Here is a 19230-nt window from a genome sequence, read left to right as displayed (position 1 = left end):
GCTCAGGCGAACTCGGTCGCCTCGAAGCGCACGGCTTCGCCCACCGCTTCATTGGCCAGCGTATCTTCCCACATGACCCGATTCCCGCGCACGATCGTCCCCACGGCCTTGCCGGTCAGGTCCATGCCTTCAAAGGGCGACCAATTGCAGCGCGAGGACAGCCAGTCGCTGCCCACCGTCCATCGTTTCTTGAGGTCCACCACCGTGAAGTCGGCATCATAGCCAAGCGCAATCCGCCCCTTGCCGACAAGCCCGAACACCCGCTGCGGACCTGACGAGGTCAATTCGATAAACCGCCGCAGCGACAAACGCCCCTCCGCCACATGGTTGAGCAGCAAGGGCACCAGCGTCTGGACGCCCGGCATGCCGCTGGGCGATCCGGGATAGGTTTTCGCCTTCTCCTCGATCGTATGCGGCGCATGGTCGCTGCCCAGCACATCAGGCACGCCCTGATTGAGCCAGTGCCACAGGCCGTCCCGGTGCGAGGCCGACCGGATCGGCGGGTTCATCTGCGCATAGGTGCCAAGCCGGGGATAGGCATCCTCCGCCGCCAGCGTCAGATGCTGCGGCGTCACTTCGCAGGTGGCGATGTCCTTATGCCCGGCGATATATTCCAGCTCCGCGGGCGTCGTCACATGCAGGATGTGGATGCGCCGACGCGCCTGACGGGCAAGACCGATGATCCGCTTCGTGGCGATCATCGCGCTTTCATCATCGCGCCAGACGGGGTGGGAGGAAGGATCGCCCTCCACCCGCAAATCCTTGCGCGCATTCATCCGCGCCTCATCCTCGGCATGGATGGCAACACGCCGCGTACCGCTCGCCAACACACGCGACAGCGCCGCGTCATCATCCACCAGCAGGCTGCCGGTCGACGCGCCCATGAAAATCTTCACGCCCGCCGTACCGGGAATACGCTCCAGTTCTTTCAGCGCTTCGGCATTGTCGGCCGTCGCACCGACATAAAAAGCATGGTCGCACCACATGCGATGGTGAGCGCGGGCCAGCTTGTCATGCACGCGCTCGGCGCTGTCCGTATTCGGGTTGGTGTTCGGCATCTCGAACACAGAAGTGATCCCGCCCAGCACGGCGGAGCGGCTGCCTGATTCGAGATCTTCCTTATGCTCAAGGCCTGGCTCGCGGAAATGCACCTGGCTGTCGATGCAGCCAGGCAACACGTCCAGCCCGGTGCAGTCGATTACCTCGCCAGCGTCGCCTAGCGAAGACCCGATCGCCACGACCTTGCCGCCGCGCACGCCGACATCGGTCTGCGCCGCCCCGCCGGGCGTGTGGACGGTGCCGTTCTTCAGGATCAGGTCGAAATTCTGGGACATGATTGCTCGCCGCTTGGATATGGTCGGCGTCTGTCCTACCTAAAGCCGATGACCGGCACCACCCTAACCGACCGCGCGCTACTCAGAATTTCAGGCGAAGAGGCACGGTCCTTTCTGCAAGGCCTGCTGACCCGCGACGTCCTGACGCTCAAGGCGGACGAACCACGCTGGACCGGGCTCCTGACGCCGCAGGGCAAGGCACTGTACGACTTCATTCTATGGGCCGATGGCGACGATGTGCTGATCGATTGCGAGGCGACGCAGGCCGACGCGCTGGCCAAGCGGCTCACCCTCTATCGCCTCCGCCGCAAGGTGACGATTGCGCGGGAGGAGACGCTCGCGGTCCACTGGTCACTCGCAGCCACTGACAAGCCCCTCGACCCGCGCCTCGCCGACCTCGGCCATCGTTGGCTCGCTCCGCCCGCATCGGGCGACGCCTCTGCCGCTTTCCGCGCTCACCGCCTGTCGCTCGGCGTGTTCGAAGGCGCGGGCGAGGTGGGTCAGGACCAGACACTATGGCTGGAAACCAATGCAGGCGAGCTGCGTGGCGTTGACTTCGACAAAGGCTGCTATGTCGGTCAGGAAAACACCGCCCGCATGCATTATCGCAGCAAGGTGAACCGTCGCCTAGTGACCGTACCCTTGGCCAACGCCGACGAGAAGCGCCAACGCGCCGCCCTGCCCGACTTCAACCTGTCTATCGAACTGCGTCGCGTAGAAGACATCGATCCCGCGACCCTGCCCCCGTGGCTCGCCGCCGCGATCGCGGAGCAAGCCGCCGAATGAAGCGCTTCCTGCTCGCCCTGCTCGGGGCTTTCAGCATCGCCATGCCCGCATGGGCCGATACGCCCTGGACATTGGTGAAAGCCTATCCTCACGATCCCAAAGCCTTTACCGAGGGCCTCTTCTTCCACGACGGCGCCCTCTACGAAAGCACCGGCCTGGAAGGCCAATCGGAAATCCGCAAGGTTTCGCTCGAGGACGGCAAGGTCCTCTTAAGCCGCACCCTCGCTCCGCAATATTTCGGCGAAGGCATCGTCAACTGGAAAGACCGGCTGATCAGCCTAACCTGGCGCCATCGTCAGGGCTTCGTCTGGAAAATCAACGGATTCTCGCCGCTTTCCCAGTTTCGCTATGAAGGCGAAGGCTGGGGCCTGACCCAGGACGGCCGCAACCTGATCATGAGCGATGGCACCTCACAACTTCGCTTCCTCGATCCCGAAACACTTGGCGAGACGCGCCGCCTAAACGTGGCGTTCAACGGTCGTCCGGTCGAGCGTCTGAACGAACTGGAATATGTGAAGGGCGAGTTGTGGGCGAACATCTGGTACGACACCCGCATCGCCCGGATCGATCTCGCGACCGGCAACGTCATCGACTGGATCGACATAGCCCCACTCATCCGGGAAAGCGGCGTCACTGATAGTGAAGCTGTGCCCAACGGCATCGCCTATGACCAAAAACGCGACCGCATCTTCGTCACGGGTAAATATTGGCCAAAGCTGTTCGAGATACGCCTCAAAAAGCAAAGCAAGGACGCGCGCTAACTAGCTGCCTTCTTGCGCCGCGTTTCCCATCCCTTCTTCGCCGCCGCGGATCGATCCGCCGCCGACCGCCCAGCCGAAGCGGCGCCACCCTTTCGCCCGCCCTTGCGCGAGGAAACGTGCGTGTCAGGCTTGCCTCGCCCCGACCCGGACTTGTTTCCGCCACCGGATTCCTTGTTCACCGTCGCCCAGGCCCGCCGTTCCGCCTCCTTGTGGGAAACCCCGCGATCCTCATAGCCGTCCTCGATATGCTCGGCCTTGCGCTTTTGCTTGTCGGTATAACTGCCCTTGTCGCCACGCGGCATGATCCATCTCCTGTCAGCAGCCCCTCACCGCGATCCAACGATCATCCGGCAATCGCGTTCACAACGCTGCGCTTGCGTCACGAAACTGGCGGAACGGAAGCTGATGGGCGGGCGTTCCCCGGCTATGGAACAGCGCACCCTTATCGAACGGCTGGCCCGCCATCTCGCCGCGCATGAACCCGATCAGTGGCAAGCGCACGTAGCCGACGCGGCCAGCATCCTCGCCATCATGAAGGACCCTGACCCCGCCATGCGTGAGGCGGGTGACGAAGCCCAATGGCGCGCGATGATCAACGCCGCGCTTCGGGAGCGGTGGGCCGTCACGACCCATCCCGGCGGCGATCACGCCGAACCCGGCACCGATGAAGAAGGCGAATTTTCCCTTCATCCGCATGGCGTTACCCAGGACCGCGCCGACTGGGTCCATGTTCATGACAGGCAGGAGAAATCATCATGAAGGGGTTGTTGAAGCTGGCATTTCTGGGCGGGCTGGGCGCTGTGGCATGGCGTAGCTGGAAAGACCGGAAGGCCCCAGCCGAACTTGACGATCGCGCGCCTGTCGGATCGTCGGGCATCATCCGGGACGCCGGTCCCGCAGAACAGCATATCGCCCCAAGCGATTGGGACATGATCGACGAGCAGGTGGACGAATCCTTCCCGGCAAGCGACCCTCCCGGCAACTATCGCGGCATAGCCTGACTCAGACTGGCGCGGTTGTTGCCCCTGACCGACCCGGCCTCTATGAGACGGGGCCGTAATGGCGGCACATCGCCATCGACCGAAAAGGGGAAATCCAGCAAATGCCTTCGGGTCTCATCGCGCTGCTTGACGACGTAGCGGGAATAGCCAAGCTCACCGCCACGTCTCTGGACGATGTCGCCGCAGCCGCGGGCAAGGCCGGGTCGAAGGCGGCCGGGGTCGTCATTGACGACGCGGCGGTGACGCCCCGCTATGTCATGGGGCTGACGCCGGATCGCGAGCTGCCGATCATCTGGAAGATCGCGCGCGGGTCGCTGCGCAACAAGCTGCTGTTCCTCCTGCCCGCCGCCCTGCTGCTGAGCGCTTTTGCGCCCTGGCTTCTACCCCCATTGCTGATGCTCGGAGGCGCGTTCCTCTGCTTTGAGGCCGTCGAAAAGCTGCTGGAGGCGGTTCAGGGCGGGCATGACGTCGCGGAAGAAGCGCTCACCACCCACAGCTCGCAGGAACTGGAGGACCAGAAGGTTTCGGGCGCCATCCGAACCGACTTCATCCTTTCCGGTGAGATCATGGCGATCGCGCTCGGCACCGTTGCGGCGGAACCGCTATGGGAACAGGCGCTGATCCTGGTCGTCGTCGCCATCCTCATCACGGCGGGCGTCTATGGCGTCGTCGGTTTCATCGTGAAGATGGACGACATCGGCCTGCACCTTGCCGAACGCTCCTCATCCACGACGCGCGCCGTGGGACGTGGGCTGGTCCATGCCATGCCCATCCTGATGAAGATCCTGTCCGTGGTCGGTACGGCCGCCATGTTGTGGGTCGGAGGCGGCCTGATCGTTCACGGGTTGCACGAGTTTCACTGGGACCTGATCCCCGGCGCCATCCACCATGTTGCGCAAAGCGTGGCGATGACCGCGCCCGCCATCGGTCCCTTCCTCGATTGGACCGTAAACGCGATCGGCGGCGCCATTGTCGGGCTGGTGATCGGCGGGATCATCGTTGCGGTGCTGCACCTGTTCAAAAAGCACTGAAGCGCGGCACGCCGGACCTTCGGCCAATGCAGAACTTAAAAATGTCCCAAACCCATTCACCCTGGCGCGTCGAGGCCGTCGCCCTGCTCGCCCTTGCGCTACCCATGATCGCGGGCAATGTCGCCTGGGCAGGGATAGCCGCGACCGACCTTTTGCTGATTGGCCGTATGGGCGCGCAAAGCGTTGCGGCGGGCGCGCTCGCCATCAACCTGTTCCAGGCTCTGCTCATATTCGGCATGGGTCTTGTCACCGCCGCCGCGCCGCTGATCGCCAATGAACGTGGCCGCCGCCGCCATTCCGTCCGCGACGTGCGCCGCACGGTCCAGCAGACACTCCGCGCCGCCTTTCTCTTCGTGCTGCCCGCCTGGGCACTGCTCTGGCATAGCGAAGCCATCCTTCTGGCCATGGGGCAGCCGCCCGACCTTGCCCATCAGGCCGGAGTTATGATGCGCGGGCTGCAATGGGCGCTGCTTCCTTTCCTCGCCTTCTCGACGCTGCGCAATTTCATGTCGGCGCTGGAGCGGCCGGTCTGGGCCGTCGTCGTCATGCTGCTTGCCATACCCTTCAACCTCTTGGCGGGCTGGGTTCTGATCTTTGGTAAGCTGGGCATGCCGGCCCTTGGTCTTTTGGGCGCGGGACTGGCCAGCACCCTCTCCTCCTGTTTCCTTTTCCTGAGCCTTATGGCGGTGATCCTGATCGACCGGCGCTTCCGCCGCTATCGGGTGATGGGCCGCTTCTGGACCGGCGACAGGGACCGGCATCGCGCCGTCTGGGCGCTGGGCCTGCCGATCGCGATCACTGTCGGTTTTGAAACAACGGTGTTCAACGCCTCGGCCCTGCTCATGGGCCTCATCGGCCGCGATTCCCTCGCCGCGCATGCCGTCGCGATTCAGATCGCCGCGCTTCTCTTCATGGTGCCCATGGGCATTGGTCAGGCCGCCACGGTACGAGTCGGCCTCGCTCAGGGACGCGGCGATGCTGCCGAAATTGGGCGCGCAGGCTGGCTGGCCCTCCTGCTGGGCTTCGGATTCGCATTCGCCGCCGCCATCCTGCTGATCACCGTGCCCCGCCTGCTGATCGGCGCCTTCCTCGATCTGAACGATCCCGCAAACACTCGAACGGCGGCGCTGGCCGTCAGCTTCCTGGCCGTGGCCGCGCTGTTTCAACTGGTGGATGCTACTCAGGCAGTCGCCGCCGGTGTCCTGCGCGGCCTGCACGATACGAAGGTGCCGATGATCTTCGCGCTGATCGGCTACTGGATCATCGGCGTGGGCGTGGGAACGGTCCTCGCTTTCCCGCTCGGGATGAAGGGCCTCGGCATTTGGCTGGGCCTCGCCAGCGGCCTTGGTGTGGTTGCGCTGCTGCTGCTCCTGCGCTGGACGATGCGGGAACGGCTGGGCCTGGTCAGCTCATCCTGAAAAGCGCCCGGATGCACTTTACGCCGATATTGCGGCGCACAAAGCAATTGAAGACAGGCTGCGAATCGGTAATGACGAAATCATGACTGCCCCGACGACCATTTTCGAAGCCATCGCGCTTCAGAAATGCCTGATGGCGACCTACAATAAATTGGTCGTCAAGCTGGCGCCTCACATCCTTTACACGCGCCATGATGAGATGTTCATCGACGCCGTGACGGTGGAACGCGAAGGCGGCCCGCCACGCGAACTGAAGCTTGGAACATTCAAGCTGGCGGGGCTCAACGACGTCACCGTGCTCGATGAAACGTTCGAGGCAATGTACGGCCTCTATAATGAGACCGACGACAAATATAAGGGCGTGACCCTCTTCGCCGTTGCGCCCGAGAGCGCAGTCGCTTGAGAATCGACGGAGCGGCCCCGGCAGGCCGCTCCTTTCATTTCTTCAGCCGATAGCCGGTGCGGAAAACCCATCCGATGACCGCCAGGCACACCGCCAGCATCCCGGCGATGAACAACAGGCTGAACTCGATCCCCACATCGCCCCGGCCGAAAAAGGTCCATCGGAAACCCGACACCAGATAGACGATCGGGTTGAACAGCGTCACCGTGCGCCACGGCTCGGGCAGCATATGCACCGAATAGAAAGCACCGCCCAAAAAGGTCATGGGCATGATGAGCAGCAGCGGGATAACCTGCAACTGCTCAAAACTCTGCGCCCAGATGCCCAGGATGAATCCGAACAGACAGAAACTGACCGCGATCAGCACCATGAATGCCACCATGGCGATCGGATGTTCGACATGGACATCAACGAACAGGTGCGCCGTCACGAATATGATCATGCCCACGCTCAACGCCTTGGTCGCCGCCGCGCCGACATAGGCGATCACCGTTTCCGTCGCCGATACCGGGGCGGAAAGCAGCTCGTAAATGGTGCCCGCGAATTTGGGCATGTAGATGCCGAAGCTCGCATTGAAGATGCTTTCAGTGAACATCGACATCATGATGAGGCCGGGCACGATGAACGCGGCATAATCGATGCCGTCAATCTGCGTCATCCGCGACCCGATCGCGCCGCCGAACACCACGAAATACAGCGATGTCGTGATCACCGGCACCAGCAACCCGGTCAGCAACGTGCGGCTGAACCGGTGCAGTTCGAATTTGTAGATCGACCAGATCGCCCGATAGTTGAAGCCGCTCATGCCGCCTTCTCCTGATGGACCAGACTGACGAAAATATCCTCCAGGCTGCTCTGCTGCGTGTTGAGGTCCTTATAGCCGATGCCTAGGTCTCCCAGCGTCCGCAGCAATGACGACACGCCGGTTCGCTCCGCGCGCGTGTCGAAAATATATTCGATCTCATGGCCGTCGGACTTGAGCGACAAATCCCATTGGCTCAGTTCTGCCGGAAGCTGATGCAACGGCTGGTTGAGCGCCACGGTCAGGCTCTTCTTGCCCAACTTCTTCATCAGCGCCGTCTTTTCCTCGACCAGGATCAGCTCTCCATTGTTGATCACGCCCACCCGGTCGGCCATTTCCTCGGCCTCCTCGATATAATGGGTGGTCAGGATGATGGTCACCCCGGTCTGCCGCAGCTCGCCGATCAGCTTCCACATGTCCCGCCGCAGCTCGACGTCCACGCCAGCGGTCGGCTCGTCCAGAAACAGCACGCGCGGCTCATGGCTCAACGCCTTGGCGATCATCACCCGCCGCTTCATGCCGCCGGACAGTTCAAGCATCTTGTTGTTGCGCTTGTCCCAAAGCGACAGGTCGCGCAGCACCTTTTCAATATGGGCGTCATTGCGCGGCTTGCCGAACAGCCCTCGGGAAAAGCGTACCGTATCGATCACCCGTTCGAACGCATCGGTGTGCAGTTCCTGCGGCACAAGTCCGATCGCAGAGCGCGATCCGCGATAATCGCGCACGATGTCATATCCCGCGACGGTCACCGTCCCACCGCTGGGCCGCACATTGCCGCAGATGATGGAGATCATCGTCGTCTTGCCCGCACCATTGGGGCCTAGCAGGGCGAAAATCTCGCCCTCCTCAATCTCCAGATTGATGCCCTTAAGTGCCTGAAAACCCGATGCGTAGCTTTTCGTCAGCCCGGAAACGGTAATGATGGACGCCATGCGCGCAAAAGCCCCTTTTTATCTGCACGCCAAGATAGGGGCGCCGGGTCCAAGCGCAACCGGCCTATTCGCCCTGGCGATGGAAGCGGAACACTGTTGCTGGCGGAAAATTGCGCACCGTCTGTCCCACGCGCGCGACTTCCAGGTCCAGCGCATACAGGACGTCACGGCTGACTGGCGGCCGCGTTGAATAGGTGAACTGAATAAAGCTGCCGCCCGGCCGCAGCATGCGAAATGCTTCGGACAGAATGTCGGCATGCACATGGCGGTCCATCGCCAGCAGCGGCAGGCCGCTTATCACCGTCTGATACTGCCCCGGCTCGCCAGCCGCTGCCGTCGATACGATCTGCGCTGGCGTTTCCAGCACCGACACATGCGGGAAGTGCCGCCGCAGCCCGCGCGCAAAGGCGGGGTTGATCTCGACCACCTCCAACTTTTCGGGCGGCAGGCCCGTCTGCAGGATCGCGCGGGTGAACACGCCAGTCCCGCCGCCCAATTCCATCACCCGGCCATCGAGCGGGTCGATATGCGCCACCATCAACCGCGCAAGATAGCGACTGCTCGGCACCACCGAAGCGGTTTGGCGGGGCTTCTTCACCCAGGCGGCCAGGAAATCCAGATATTCCGTCGCCCGCGTCCGGAATTCGCTCCGGGGCATGGCGACTGCCCGGCCGCGTTTGGACTTGTCATGCATGAGCGAAAGGCGACCGGAAACATGTCATCGCGACTCCCCTTAGCGAGCCTGAAGCGCGCCGTCGATTGGCTTTAACATGTCTGTAGATGGCAAATTTTTCACTTGTGCGGCGCCCGTCGCGATTCCGGCCGGACCCGACCTACAAGCTTCCCCGAACAAATATGTGAGATCAGCCTGAAGGTGATCGGGTCAACATCCTGCTTCAGATCATAAAAGTCAAAAATATGCATTTATAATCAACATATTAGTTTGTTGCCGCAGGTTCATGCAACCTCCTCCAATATTGGCGGGTTGAACAGCAAATCATTGTTTCGGAGGAGAATTATGCGCAAAGCCATTATCGCCCTGTCGGCCCTTTCGATGGCCATCCCTGTGTCCATGGCGATCCCGACCGACGGGGTCAGCGCGCGGGAGCATTATCGCTATCGTGAATGGCGCGGCCGCGATGGCCGCACTTATTGCCGCAAGTCCAACGGCACGACCGGCCTCATTGTCGGCGGCGTCGGCGGCGCACTTGTAGGCCGTGCCATCGACACGCGCGGCGATCGCGCTACCGGCACGATCCTGGGCGCTGCTGGCGGCGCGCTGCTCGGCAAGGAAATCGACAGCAAGCGCCGCTGCCGCTAATCTGCCGATAAACAAAAGGGGCGGCCTCAAATCAGGGGCCGCCCTTTCCATATTCGTAAAAGGTCGCTTATTCCGAAGCGGCTCCGCGAGCCTCATCGACCTTAAACGCAACCGGCCGACCGCCAGATACGCCGGACACCTTGCCGTTCTTGATCGCCAGGTTAAACGCAACGGCATCCGGATAGCGACGGCCTGACACGAGCCGACCCGTCTTTGTGTCCTTCACCTGATAGACATAAGTATAGCCTTCATGGGTGAAGCGCTGCTTGCCTTCTTCCGCGTGGGCGGGGGCAAGCGCAGCGGCGACGGTGCCCACTGCACCGGTAAGAATGAATTTCGACAGCATTCGCATAGGTTTTCTCCTTGTGAATGCCGATCAAACACCTCTGCATTTCTGTTCTGTTGGTGTCGAACCTATGGGCCAGACACATGCGCGCAATCGCAAAAGGCGGATCACCAGTTGCGCCTGGCGCAACCGGCTAGGCATCAAGCCTCCGACATCCCAACGATGTGACGGAACTGCGCTTCGGTCAGGGGGGACACGGACAGGCGCGACTGCCGCAACATCACCATGTCGGCCAGCGCCGGATCAGCCTTCATCGCCTTCAGCGTGACGGGCTTTTTCAGCTTTTCCTTCGGCGCGACATGCACCGCGATCCACTTGCCGCTTTCATCGGTGCTGTCGGGCGCCGCTTCCTCGACAATCTCCATGATGCCGACTGCCTCCACACCAATATTGCTGTGGTAAAAGAAGGACAGGTCGCCCTTGCGCATCGCCTTCATATGCAACTGCGCGGCATGGTTGCGAACGCCATCCCACTCGGCCTTCCCTTTCCTGACCAGGTCGTCATAGGAAAAGGCATCGGGTTCCGATTTCATGAGCCAATAGTTCATGATCGCCTCCTTGCATCAGCCGCTTGGGCCGATCAAGGATCGGACGGTGCCAATTGACAGAAGGAAAGCCGAAACTTGCCGCACGCACCGCTGGAACAGGTTCCGCTGCTGTCCCTCACCGCGATGGCAAGGCAAGATTTTGCAACGGCGCTCGGCGATTCGTTCCGGCAATTCGGCTTCGCCATGGTGAAGGACCACGGCATGGACGCCGCCCTGATCGACGATGGCTGGAGGCTCGCCCGCGCCTTCTTCGCCCTGCCCGAAGATGTGAAGCGTCGCTATGACGCCAGCAGCAACGGCGGCCAGCGGGGCTACACGGCGTTCGGCCGGGAAATCGCCAAGGGCGCAAGCGAGAATGACCTCAAGGAATTCTGGCACGTCGGCCGTGACCTTCCCGCAGGACACCCCCTTGGCGCGACCATGCCGCCAAACATGTGGCCCGAAGAAATACCCGAATTTCAATCCACTTTAAGTCGTCTTTATGCAGAGTTCGACCGGATAGGCGCCCGGCTTCTCGCCGCGATCGCCGTCTATCTCGACTTGCCCGAATATTGGTTCGACGACGCCACCGAAAACGGCAATTCGATCCTGCGCCTGCTCCACTACCCGCCGGTCTCGCCAGAAGCGCCCGGCATCCGCGCAGGCGCGCATGAGGATATCAACCTCATCACCCTGCTGCTGGGCGCCGAGGAAGGCGGTCTCGAGATCAAGGACCGCCAGGGCCACTGGCTCCCCGTCGTACCGCCACCCGGCGCGCTGGCAATCAATGTCGGCGACATGCTCCAGCGCCTGACCAACTACCGCCTGCGATCAACCAGCCACCGGGTCGTCAATCCGCCTCCGGAGCGGCGCAACGTCGCCCGCTACTCCATGCCCTTCTTCCTGCACCTGCGCCCGGATTTCCTGATCGAACCGCTGCCGCAATGCGTGGATGCGGACCATCCCCGCCGCGACCCGCCGATCACCGCGCACGACTATCTGACCGAGCGCCTGCGCGAGATTGGACTGGTGAAGGGCTAAGCGCCCGTCAGCTCACTTGCGCCAGCGGCCCAGCGTGATGCCGATTTCCTCACCCTTCTCGCTCAACGCCAGCTTGATGATCTTCACCTCGACATGCAGCACCTTGTCATCCTGAAGGAAGATGGTGTCGATGATATGGTCCGCCACGGCCTCGATCAGCGTGAAATGCTGTCCTTCCGGCAATGCGCTCGTGGCGGCATGCTTCAGGTCCATGTAATTTTTCGAACGGGATAGCGGCGTATCCAGCTCATAATGGTCAGCGACCTTCAACTGCGCGCGGATGGAAATGCGCAGCGGTTGCGGCAGATGGGTTTCTTCGGAATAGATGCCCGTCAGGACATCGACGTCCAGATGATTGACCTCCAGCGTCAGAAAATCGTCAAATCCGCGGTCCATGGCTTTCCTGCTGCTGGCGATGGCCAAAATAGACTTTAATTTTGCGGAACAGGCGCTAATCCCGCCGCTCCGGCGCGGTCCATGCGCCATTGACGGCGGATCGGCAAGACGTGTCTCATATTGTGCCCCTCAACATCGTGGCGGAAGAGGCGATTGAGCAACTGCTCGACGCCGCCTTTGGCCCCGACAGGCACGGCCGCACCGCCTATCTGATCCGCGACGGCATGCCTTGGATACCGGAGCTGTCCTTCGGGATGATGGATGAACATGGCGAGCTGGCCGGTTCGCTCCAAAGCTGGCCGGTCGCGCTCACCCATGCCGACGGAACGCAAACACCGCTCATCATGGTCGGCCCGGTCGCCGTATCCCCTACCCTCCAACGCACCGGCCACGGCCGCGCGCTCATGGACGCGGTCGTCAATGCCGCTCGCGCTCACCATAGCGATCCGCTGATGATGATCGGCGACCCCGAATATTATGGCCGCTTCTGGGGCTTTTCCGCTGCATCCACGGGCGGCTGGACCTGCCCCGGCCCCTATGAGGCGCGCCGACTGCTCGCTCTTTCGGTCGATGGAGCCGCGATCGGCGGCGAAGGGATGCTTGGGCCGCGAATCACCACTCCGATGTGATTTCCCTTTTGCCTTCGGCGCCGCGCGACCCTATCTCGACGCCATGCCGATGGACCCGCTACCTGATCTTGCCAACCTGTCCCTGGCCGACATAGCCCGTCTGGCAGAGGAAAAGCGGCTGCCGCCCGTCGAAAAGTGGGATCCCGATCATTGCGGCGACAGCGAAATGCGCATCGCCCGCGACGGCACATGGTTTCATCAGGGTTCGCCGATCGGCCGCGAAGCCATGGTCCGCCTCTTCTCGACGATCCTGCGGCGTGAAAAGGACGGCTCCCATGTCCTTGTAACACCAGTTGAAAAGCTGTCGATCGAGGTGGACGATGCCCCCTTCCTCGCGGTCGAGATGAAGAGCGAGGGCGAAGGCCGCGACCGCGCCATCGCCTTCCGCCTCAACACAGGCGACCTAATCCCCGCAGGCCCCGAAAACCCGCTCGTCATCCGGGAAACGGCCGATGGTCCGCACCCCTATCTGCACGTGCGTGGCGGGCTTGAGGCTCTGGTCAACCGCAGCGTCTATTATGAGCTGATGAACCTCGCGCTGGACGAAGCAAGCGATCCGGTTGGCCTCTGGAGCAATGGGGCTTTCTACCCATTGGACGGCTCCGCGTGACCTTGGCTGACCGCGTCCGCGCCGCGCTTGCCGAAGGACATGCGCGCGAAGTCGGGCTCATGCTGTCGGACACACGCGATCCCCGCATCGACGGCGAACTCGTTCTTGCGCCTGCCGCCGTGCTCGTCGCCATCACTGACCGACCGGAACCCGGCCTCATCCTCACCGAGCGTGCGGATTCTCTGCGCAAACATGCGGGGCAGATCGCCTTCCCCGGCGGTCGCGTCGATCAGGAAGATGCCAGCGAAATCGCCGGAGCGCTGCGGGAGGCGCACGAAGAAATCGGGCTGCCCCCTGACATCGTGGATGTCATCGGCACGACCGACCGCTACCACACCTTCACCGGCTTCGACATTGTGCCCGTGCTGGGCGTCATCCCGCCCGACCTGCCGCTCATGCCGCAGGCAACCGAGGTCGCTGACTGGTTCGAACTGCCCCTCTCCTTTGCGCTCGATCCCGCAAACCGGGTCAGCCATTCCGCCCATTATCAAGGTGTTGAACGACATTATTATGAAATAATGTGGAACGATCGCCGCATCTGGGGCATCACCGCCGCCATACTCGCCAACCTGTCGCGGAGGCTTGATCTTGAACGCCTTATTGCCTGACGCCGATTGGCGCCACCGGCCCGGCCTCGAAGGCCTGCTCGCCGCGCTAGGGGCGGAACAGGGTCTTGCCCGCTATGTCGGTGGCGCGGTGCGCGACGGACTGCTGGGCCTTCCCGTCAACGATCTGGACATAGCCACGGCGCTGGAGCCGCAAGAGGTGATGGAGCGCCTGAAGGCCGCCGGGATCAAGGCCGTACCCACGGGCATAGACCATGGCACGATCACGGCTGTGATCGGGGGCTGGCCGGTCGAAATCACCACCTTGCGCCGCGACGTCAGCACGGACGGCCGCCGTGCGACCATCGCCTACACCACCGACTGGCGGGAGGATGCGGCACGGCGCGATTTCACCATCAACGCACTCTATGCCGACCCCTACACCCATGAAGTGACCGACTTTTTCGGCGGCGTTGATGACCTTGCGGCAGGCCGCGTCCGCTTCATCGGCAGCGCGGCCGAGCGGATTGCGGAGGATCATCTGCGCATCCTGCGCTATTTCCGCTTCCTCGCCCGCTTCGGCCGCGACACGCCGGATGAGCAGGCTTATGCCGCCTGCCGCACTGCCGCCAACAGCCTGATGGCCCTGTCGCGTGAGCGTATCGCTGATGAGCTGATGAAGCTCCTCGCCATCCCCGATCCTTTCGCCTCGCTCCAATTGATGATCGATGGCGGCATCCTCGTTCCCGTTCTTCCAGAGATCGAGACGGATGGACTTGCTCGACTGGGGCAGTTGATCGCGCGTGAAGCCGACGCTGGCATTCCCTCCGCAGCGCTGCGCCGCCTGGCTGCCCTGCTCCCCCCCGACGCCCGCACCGCCGATGCCGTGGGCGCCCGCCTCAAACTGTCCAACAAGGCGCGAAAGCGTCTCAGCCTCGCGCTGGAGCATCATTCGGTGGCACCATCACTCAGGGCGCTCGCCTTCACCATCGGCGTCGAAGGTGCAATCGATCGCATCCTGCTCGACCCCATGGCATCCCTCGACAGCATCGCCTCGCTCGAAGGCTGGACGCCACCGCAGCTCCCGATAGGCGGAGGCGCCCTGATCGCGCGCGGCCTGCCGCCCGGCCCCGAAGTGGCCAAGGCGTTGGGGGAGGTGCAGCGTATCTGGGTGGAAGAAGGTTTCCCGGAAGCAAGCCGGGTCGATCAGATCGCGGATCAGACCGTTTCGAAATTCCAGCGCGCACGCCAGTAATCGAACGCGTCATTTTCGGGCATGGGGCGCGCGAAATAAAAGCCCTGCCCGTGGCTGCATCCCATGGATTGCAGCGCATGGGCCAGTTCCTGCGTCTCCACCCCTTCGGCCGTGACGTGCAGGTTCAGCGATTCGGCCAGCGACAGGATGGTGCGAACGATCGCCTGCTTGTCCTTGTCATCCAGCATGTTGGTCACAAAGCTGCGGTCGATCTTCAAAATGTCGATCGGCAGGCTGTGCAAGCTAGCAAGGTTGGAATAGCCTGTGCCGAAATCGTCCATGGCGATCGGCATTTGCAGGTCCTTCAACGCGACCAGCAGTTTCCGCGCCTTGTCCGGATCGGCGATGATCGCGCTTTCCGTCAGTTCGACGGTCAGCCGCTTGCCCGACACGCCTGAATAGCGCAGCGCTTCTTCGAACATCGACGCCACATCATCCCGCGCCATCTGGATCGGCGACAGGTTCACATTGACCCCGACCGGCATTGCCTGTCCGAATTTCGCATCCCACCGGCTCAGCGCCTGCGCCGCCTCATAAGCCGCCCAACGGCCGAGCGGCGTGATGAGGCCGCTTTCCTCGGCAACCGCAATGAACTCGCACGGGGAAACATGGCCCAGTTCGGGGTCATTCCACCGGGCGAGTGCTTCAAATCCGGTAATCTCCCCCGTCTGCAACTGGATGAGCGGCTGATATGCCAAGGTAAGCTCACCCTGCGTCAACGCGGTGCGCAGACGGCTTTCGATGGAAAAGCGCCGCTGCGCTTCCTTCAGCACGCCGTTGCGGTAGATTTCCACCTTCCCGCTGCGCTTGGCGATCTTTACCGCCGCCTGCGCCTTGCGGATTATATCGTCGGGGTCATCGTCCAGGCTTGTCGCCAGAGCACATCCGATCGCGCAATCGACCCGAATTTGCAGATCACTGAGGCGGATTGGCGAATTCAGCGCATCCTTTACCCTCTGCACGATATGAAGACAGTCCGACAAACCATTGTTCAATCGTGCAAATATCGCAAAATCATTGCCGCCGATCCGCGCCAGCACATCGCCCTGCCGCAGGCTCGACTTCAAACGCTTGGCAACCGTGATCAGCAGTTCGTCACCCGCCATCGGCCCCAGCGATTCGTTAACCCGGCTAAACCGGCTAAGATCGATCGCGATGATTGCAAACTGCGAATTGCTCGGCCATGGAGAATTGCGCAGCCGGTCGTCGATCTCTTCGCCAAAACCCGTACGGTTTGGCAGCGCGGTCAGCCCGTCGGACAACAGCTCGCGACGCAGATTGCGTTCGGTGACCCTATCACTGGTCCGATCCATCGCCGTGAAGAGAATGAGGTGCGCGCTTTCGTCTGTCGAAGGCAGCAGTCCCGCCGTGCAGGAAAAATATTCCGGCCCCAACGGTCCGTCTCGACGCAATTCGAATGACGAGGAAATATTCTCGGACAGCGCCACTTCAAGAATACGCCCGCGCCAATCCTGGCAATAGGGCAGCTCTGCGTTAGGGTCGCTATTTTCCATGAAGCTGCTGAAGAAACATCTGTTCACAGCAACGAGTGAAAACTCATTGTCTTTAAAGCACAACATGGCTGCGGCGTGGGGCACCGCCTCCAACCAATGCTCCATTTCGGCCAGGCAGCGCAGATGCGTGCGATCGAACCTCGCGGGGAGGTTGTCGTCCGGCCTTTGAGCTGGCCGAATACGCACGGGGAGCGACTTCATACCCCGGCATTTAGATACCAGTGGTAAATTTTCAGGAAATGACCCGATGTAATTTCAAGAAGATATCCGGCTCGTTACGCGTCCGTCAAAATCGGTTGTCTCGCGGGAAGCCGACCGGCGGCATCCGCCCGGCCGCCCCGCGCGCAACGCGCCACGGCGTCATGTCGGCCTCGGTTCGGGTACGCCCGCTTCCTCCGCCCATCGCCCAGCTCAGGCCCTCGCTCATCCGGAAAGTGATGGCATCCGACAGGCCGCCATCGCGATAACGCTGCATCTGCACACCCTGCCCGCGCGACATGCGCGGCATTTCAACCAGCGGGAACACCAGTAGCTTGCGATTCTCACCGACCACGGCGACGCTGTCCGCCTCTGCCCCAATGACGTGAACCACCGTCAAACGCGAACCCGGCCGAACATTCACCACCTGCTTGCCCTTGCGCGTCTCGGCAATGACATCCGCGACCGCCGCGACAAAGCCCCTGCCGTCCGACGCCGCCAGCAATAGCTCACTGCCCGCCTTCGCCGGGAACAGCGCTACGATATCGCCCTGATCGTCCATATCGACCAGCGACCGCACCGGATCGCCAAATCCCCGCCCGCCCGGCAGCTTGTCGGCCCCCAGCGTGAATATGCGCCCGCTTGCCGTCGCCAGCAGCAGCTTGTCGGTCGTCTGCGCATGGAAAGCGATTTTCGGCCCGTCGCCTTCCTTGAACTTCAATGTGTCCGCCGAAGAAAGGTCGCGATGACCGCCCATCGCCCGTATCCAGCCGCGCTCCGACAGGATCACGGTGATCGGCTCCCGCTCGATCATCGCCTCCAGCGGAATTTCACGCGCGGGCGCCGCTTCCTCCACCAAAGTCCGCCGCCTGCCGATATCGCTCTCTGGCGAATAGCGCTTGCGCAGTTCCGCCAGATCCTTCTTCAGCCGGTTGCGCTGGCGCGTGGGGCTTTCGACCAGCTTGGTCAGCTCATCCCGTTCCTTGAGCAGCCCCGCATGCTCGCGCCGCAGCTCCATCTCCTCCAGCTTGCGCAAGGAACGCAGCCGCATGTTGAGGATGGCTTCGGCCTGCCGGTCGTTCAGCCCAAACTCCTCCATCATCACCGCCTTGGGCTCATCCTCCGTCCGGATGATCTCGATCACCCGGTCGAGGTTCAGATAAGCGATGATATAGCCGTCGAGCAGTTCGACCCGCGCGGCGATCTTGTCCAGCCGATGCTGCGCCCGCCGCACCAGCACATCGATCTGATGCTTCAGCCACTCGATCAACACCGGCTTCAGCCCCAGAACGCGCGGCGTCCGGCTCGCGTCCAACACGTTGAGGTTCAGCGGAAAGCGGTTCTCAAGGTCAGTCAGCCGGAACAGGCTGTCCATCAGCACGTCGGAATCGACCGTCCGCGCCCGCGGTTCAAGGACAATGCGGATCTCCGCGTCGCTCTCATCCCGCACATCCGCCAATATCGGCAGCTTCTTGTCGTTGATCAGCGCGGCGATGTGCTCGATCAGCTTGGACTTTTGCACCTGGAAAGGGATTTGCGTGACCACCGCCACCCAGGTTCCGCGCCCGCCATCTTCCTTGTGCCAGCGCGCCCGCGTTCGAAACGATCCCCGCCCCGTCGCATAGGCTTCCGAAATGATGGAAGCGCTATCCACTAGCACTCCGCCAGTCGGAAAGTCCGGCCCGCGCACGACCTGCATCAGGTCGGCATGTTCGGCATCCGGATTTTCGATCAGCAGGCTCGCCGCATCGATCAGCTCGGACACATTATGCGGCGGAATGCTCGTCGCCATGCCCACAGCAATGCCGCTCGCGCCATTTGCCAGCAGGTTGGGGAACAGGCCGGGGAAAACCTCCGGCTCTTCATCCTCGCCATTATAGGTGGGCCTGAACTCGACCGTTCCTTCGTCTAGCCCGGCCATCAGGTCGGCCGCCGCCTGCGTCAGCCGCGCCTCGGTATAGCGCATGGCCGCGGCATTATCGCCGTCGATATTGCCGAAATTCCCCTGCCCATCGACCAGAGGCGTGCGCAGCGAAAAATCCTGCGCCAACCGCACCATGGCGTCATAGACCGACGTATCGCCATGCGGGTGATATTTGCCGATCACATCGCCCACGACGCGCGCGCATTTCTTATAAGACGTCGTGTTGCGCGCCGGATTGGCCACCAGCACATCCGGCGGCGCGCCGCCCGGCTCCATCTTGAGCAGCCGCATCGCCCACAACAGACGCCGGTGCACCGGCTTCAATCCATCGCGCAGGTCCGGCAGCGACCGCGCCGTGATCGTGGAAAGCGCATAGACGAGGTAGCGCTGGGACAGCGCTTCGTCGAACGGGTGATCTTTGATAGCGTCGAACGGGTCGCGAAAATCGGTCATCGC

At 62.3% G+C, this 19230-nt stretch carries 23 protein-coding genes; 13 read left to right on the top strand and 10 right to left on the bottom strand.

Annotated features, from left to right (window positions below):
- Positions 1 to 2 precede the first annotated feature (2 nt).
- Positions 3 to 1334, bottom strand: a complete 1332-nt coding sequence (locus AC6JBC_RS06270; RefSeq protein ID WP_464802777.1) for a dihydroorotase — start codon at positions 1332 to 1334, stop codon at positions 3 to 5.
- A gap of 48 nt (positions 1335 to 1382) precedes the next feature.
- Here AC6JBC_RS06270 and ygfZ point away from each other — a divergent pair, with 48 nt between their 5' ends.
- Positions 1383 to 2120, top strand: a complete 738-nt coding sequence (ygfZ, locus tag AC6JBC_RS06265; protein ID WP_498025940.1) for a CAF17-like 4Fe-4S cluster assembly/insertion protein YgfZ — start codon at positions 1383 to 1385, stop codon at positions 2118 to 2120.
- The gene (locus AC6JBC_RS06260) at positions 2117 to 2881 is read left to right on the top strand and encodes a glutaminyl-peptide cyclotransferase (protein WP_498025939.1); all 765 of its coding nucleotides are present in this window, start codon (positions 2117 to 2119) and stop codon (positions 2879 to 2881) included. Before ygfZ ends, AC6JBC_RS06260 begins: the two co-directional genes overlap by 4 nt.
- Here the strand turns inward: AC6JBC_RS06260 and AC6JBC_RS06255 are convergent.
- Complete coding sequence (locus tag AC6JBC_RS06255) at positions 2878 to 3183, bottom strand: plasmid stabilization protein (RefSeq protein ID WP_498025938.1); 306 nt, start codon at positions 3181 to 3183, stop codon at positions 2878 to 2880. The two genes, AC6JBC_RS06260 and AC6JBC_RS06255, sit on opposite strands and share 4 nt — an antisense overlap.
- A 124-nt stretch (positions 3184 to 3307) precedes the next feature.
- Here AC6JBC_RS06255 and AC6JBC_RS06250 point away from each other — a divergent pair, with 124 nt between their 5' ends.
- From AC6JBC_RS06250 to AC6JBC_RS06230, 5 genes are all read left to right on the top strand, one after another.
- Positions 3308 to 3640 (top strand): hypothetical protein, encoded by a 333-nt coding sequence (locus AC6JBC_RS06250; RefSeq protein ID WP_449474644.1) that lies wholly within the window; start codon positions 3308 to 3310, stop codon positions 3638 to 3640.
- Positions 3637 to 3882, top strand: coding sequence for a hypothetical protein (locus AC6JBC_RS06245; RefSeq protein WP_464772493.1), 246 nt, complete (start codon positions 3637 to 3639; stop codon positions 3880 to 3882). The genes AC6JBC_RS06250 and AC6JBC_RS06245 overlap by 4 nt, the downstream gene beginning before the upstream one ends.
- A gap of 101 nt (positions 3883 to 3983) precedes the next feature.
- Positions 3984 to 4913: a DUF808 domain-containing protein gene (locus AC6JBC_RS06240; protein ID WP_464788548.1), complete on the top strand. Its 930-nt coding sequence runs from the start codon at positions 3984 to 3986 to the stop codon at positions 4911 to 4913.
- Between the two features lie 41 nt (positions 4914 to 4954).
- Positions 4955 to 6331 carry an MATE family efflux transporter gene (locus AC6JBC_RS06235; protein WP_498025937.1) on the top strand — a complete coding sequence of 459 codons (1377 nt, stop codon included), beginning with the start codon at positions 4955 to 4957 and terminating at the stop codon, positions 6329 to 6331.
- Positions 6332 to 6413: 82 nt separating this feature from the next.
- The gene (locus AC6JBC_RS06230) at positions 6414 to 6734 is read left to right on the top strand and encodes a hypothetical protein (protein ID WP_464802783.1); all 321 of its coding nucleotides are present in this window, start codon (positions 6414 to 6416) and stop codon (positions 6732 to 6734) included.
- Positions 6735 to 6768: 34 nt separating this feature from the next.
- Here AC6JBC_RS06230 and AC6JBC_RS06225 read toward each other — a convergent pair whose 3' ends face one another.
- The 3 genes from AC6JBC_RS06225 to AC6JBC_RS06215 form a co-directional block, all read right to left on the bottom strand.
- Positions 6769 to 7539 (bottom strand): ABC transporter permease, encoded by a 771-nt coding sequence (locus tag AC6JBC_RS06225; RefSeq protein WP_464788545.1) that lies wholly within the window; start codon positions 7537 to 7539, stop codon positions 6769 to 6771.
- A complete protein-coding gene (locus tag AC6JBC_RS06220) occupies positions 7536 to 8468 on the bottom strand; it encodes an ABC transporter ATP-binding protein (RefSeq protein WP_498025936.1) in 933 nt (310 codons plus the stop codon). The genes AC6JBC_RS06225 and AC6JBC_RS06220 overlap by 4 nt, the downstream gene beginning before the upstream one ends.
- A 64-nt stretch (positions 8469 to 8532) precedes the next feature.
- Complete coding sequence (locus AC6JBC_RS06215) at positions 8533 to 9162, bottom strand: class I SAM-dependent methyltransferase (protein ID WP_498025935.1); 630 nt, start codon at positions 9160 to 9162, stop codon at positions 8533 to 8535.
- A gap of 324 nt (positions 9163 to 9486) precedes the next feature.
- Between AC6JBC_RS06215 and AC6JBC_RS06210 the strand changes: the two genes are divergently transcribed.
- A complete protein-coding gene (locus tag AC6JBC_RS06210; RefSeq protein WP_498025934.1) occupies positions 9487 to 9789 on the top strand; it encodes a glycine zipper 2TM domain-containing protein in 303 nt (100 codons plus the stop codon).
- Positions 9790 to 9856: 67 nt separating this feature from the next.
- On the opposite strand, the gene AC6JBC_RS06205 is transcribed toward AC6JBC_RS06210, so the two are convergent.
- Positions 9857 to 10141: a hypothetical protein gene (locus AC6JBC_RS06205; RefSeq protein ID WP_498025933.1), complete on the bottom strand. Its 285-nt coding sequence runs from the start codon at positions 10139 to 10141 to the stop codon at positions 9857 to 9859.
- A gap of 134 nt (positions 10142 to 10275) precedes the next feature.
- Positions 10276 to 10683: an EVE domain-containing protein gene (locus AC6JBC_RS06200; RefSeq protein ID WP_498025932.1), complete on the bottom strand. Its 408-nt coding sequence runs from the start codon at positions 10681 to 10683 to the stop codon at positions 10276 to 10278.
- Between the two features lie 123 nt (positions 10684 to 10806).
- Between AC6JBC_RS06200 and AC6JBC_RS06195 the strand changes: the two genes are divergently transcribed.
- Entirely contained in the window at positions 10807 to 11703 is an 897-nt protein-coding gene (locus tag AC6JBC_RS06195; RefSeq protein ID WP_498026013.1) for an isopenicillin N synthase family dioxygenase, read from the top strand.
- Positions 11704 to 11715: 12 nt separating this feature from the next.
- Here AC6JBC_RS06195 and AC6JBC_RS06190 read toward each other — a convergent pair whose 3' ends face one another.
- On the bottom strand, positions 11716 to 12099 hold the full coding sequence (locus AC6JBC_RS06190; protein WP_196225842.1) for a dihydroneopterin aldolase: 384 nt from the start codon (positions 12097 to 12099) through the stop codon (positions 11716 to 11718).
- Positions 12100 to 12209: 110 nt separating this feature from the next.
- Between AC6JBC_RS06190 and AC6JBC_RS06185 the strand changes: the two genes are divergently transcribed.
- From AC6JBC_RS06185 to AC6JBC_RS06170, 4 genes are read left to right on the top strand one after another with little or no spacing between them, the layout of a single operon-like run.
- Positions 12210 to 12728: a GNAT family N-acetyltransferase gene (locus AC6JBC_RS06185; protein WP_498025931.1), complete on the top strand. Its 519-nt coding sequence runs from the start codon at positions 12210 to 12212 to the stop codon at positions 12726 to 12728.
- Between the two features lie 43 nt (positions 12729 to 12771).
- The gene (locus tag AC6JBC_RS06180; RefSeq protein WP_498025930.1) at positions 12772 to 13338 is read left to right on the top strand and encodes a DUF1285 domain-containing protein; all 567 of its coding nucleotides are present in this window, start codon (positions 12772 to 12774) and stop codon (positions 13336 to 13338) included.
- Positions 13335 to 13946, top strand: coding sequence for a CoA pyrophosphatase (locus AC6JBC_RS06175; RefSeq protein WP_498025929.1), 612 nt, complete (start codon positions 13335 to 13337; stop codon positions 13944 to 13946). The genes AC6JBC_RS06180 and AC6JBC_RS06175 overlap by 4 nt, the downstream gene beginning before the upstream one ends.
- A complete protein-coding gene (locus AC6JBC_RS06170) occupies positions 13927 to 15138 on the top strand; it encodes a CCA tRNA nucleotidyltransferase (RefSeq protein ID WP_498025928.1) in 1212 nt (403 codons plus the stop codon). The genes AC6JBC_RS06175 and AC6JBC_RS06170 overlap by 20 nt, the downstream gene beginning before the upstream one ends.
- Here AC6JBC_RS06170 and AC6JBC_RS06165 read toward each other — a convergent pair.
- On the bottom strand, positions 15102 to 16853 hold the full coding sequence (locus AC6JBC_RS06165) for a putative bifunctional diguanylate cyclase/phosphodiesterase (RefSeq protein WP_498025927.1): 1752 nt from the start codon (positions 16851 to 16853) through the stop codon (positions 15102 to 15104). The two genes, AC6JBC_RS06170 and AC6JBC_RS06165, sit on opposite strands and share 37 nt — an antisense overlap.
- An 85-nt stretch (positions 16854 to 16938) precedes the next feature.
- The gene (gene parC / locus AC6JBC_RS06160; RefSeq protein ID WP_498025926.1) at positions 16939 to 19227 is read right to left on the bottom strand and encodes a DNA topoisomerase IV subunit A; all 2289 of its coding nucleotides are present in this window, start codon (positions 19225 to 19227) and stop codon (positions 16939 to 16941) included.
- Positions 19228 to 19230 lie beyond the last annotated feature (3 nt).

It is taken from the genome of Sphingobium sp. RC1, from assembly GCF_059738765.1.
This window is presented reverse-complemented; position numbering and strand designations above follow the sequence as displayed.

Bases quoted from the DNA above. Each gene is read 5' to 3' on its own strand.
- AC6JBC_RS06250 (WP_449474644.1), top strand. From the start codon at position 3,308: ATGGAACAGCGCACCCTTATCGAACGGCTGGCCCGCCATCTCGCCGCG.
- AC6JBC_RS06255 (WP_498025938.1), bottom strand. From the start codon at position 3,183: ATGCCGCGTGGCGACAAGGGCAGTTATACCGACAAGCAAAAGCGCAAG.
- AC6JBC_RS06165 (WP_498025927.1), bottom strand. From the start codon at position 16,853: ATGAAGTCGCTCCCCGTGCGTATTCGGCCAGCTCAAAGGCCGGACGAC.
- AC6JBC_RS06205 (WP_498025933.1), bottom strand. From the start codon at position 10,141: ATGCGAATGCTGTCGAAATTCATTCTTACCGGTGCAGTGGGCACCGTC.
- parC (WP_498025926.1), bottom strand. From the start codon at position 19,227: ATGACCGATTTTCGCGACCCGTTCGACGCTATCAAAGATCACCCGTTC.
- AC6JBC_RS06225 (WP_464788545.1), bottom strand. From the start codon at position 7,539: ATGAGCGGCTTCAACTATCGGGCGATCTGGTCGATCTACAAATTCGAA.
- AC6JBC_RS06195 (WP_498026013.1), top strand. From the start codon at position 10,807: ATGGCAAGGCAAGATTTTGCAACGGCGCTCGGCGATTCGTTCCGGCAA.
- AC6JBC_RS06270 (WP_464802777.1), bottom strand. From the start codon at position 1,334: ATGTCCCAGAATTTCGACCTGATCCTGAAGAACGGCACCGTCCACACG.
- AC6JBC_RS06190 (WP_196225842.1), bottom strand. From the start codon at position 12,099: ATGGACCGCGGATTTGACGATTTTCTGACGCTGGAGGTCAATCATCTG.
- AC6JBC_RS06245 (WP_464772493.1), top strand. From the start codon at position 3,637: ATGAAGGGGTTGTTGAAGCTGGCATTTCTGGGCGGGCTGGGCGCTGTG.
- AC6JBC_RS06240 (WP_464788548.1), top strand. From the start codon at position 3,984: ATGCCTTCGGGTCTCATCGCGCTGCTTGACGACGTAGCGGGAATAGCC.
- AC6JBC_RS06210 (WP_498025934.1), top strand. From the start codon at position 9,487: ATGCGCAAAGCCATTATCGCCCTGTCGGCCCTTTCGATGGCCATCCCT.
- AC6JBC_RS06220 (WP_498025936.1), bottom strand. From the start codon at position 8,468: ATGGCGTCCATCATTACCGTTTCCGGGCTGACGAAAAGCTACGCATCG.
- ygfZ (WP_498025940.1), top strand. From the start codon at position 1,383: ATGACCGGCACCACCCTAACCGACCGCGCGCTACTCAGAATTTCAGGC.
- AC6JBC_RS06230 (WP_464802783.1), top strand. From the start codon at position 6,414: ATGACTGCCCCGACGACCATTTTCGAAGCCATCGCGCTTCAGAAATGC.
- AC6JBC_RS06235 (WP_498025937.1), top strand. From the start codon at position 4,955: ATGTCCCAAACCCATTCACCCTGGCGCGTCGAGGCCGTCGCCCTGCTC.
- AC6JBC_RS06260 (WP_498025939.1), top strand. From the start codon at position 2,117: ATGAAGCGCTTCCTGCTCGCCCTGCTCGGGGCTTTCAGCATCGCCATG.
- AC6JBC_RS06180 (WP_498025930.1), top strand. From the start codon at position 12,772: ATGCCGATGGACCCGCTACCTGATCTTGCCAACCTGTCCCTGGCCGAC.
- AC6JBC_RS06200 (WP_498025932.1), bottom strand. From the start codon at position 10,683: ATGAACTATTGGCTCATGAAATCGGAACCCGATGCCTTTTCCTATGAC.
- AC6JBC_RS06215 (WP_498025935.1), bottom strand. From the start codon at position 9,162: ATGCATGACAAGTCCAAACGCGGCCGGGCAGTCGCCATGCCCCGGAGC.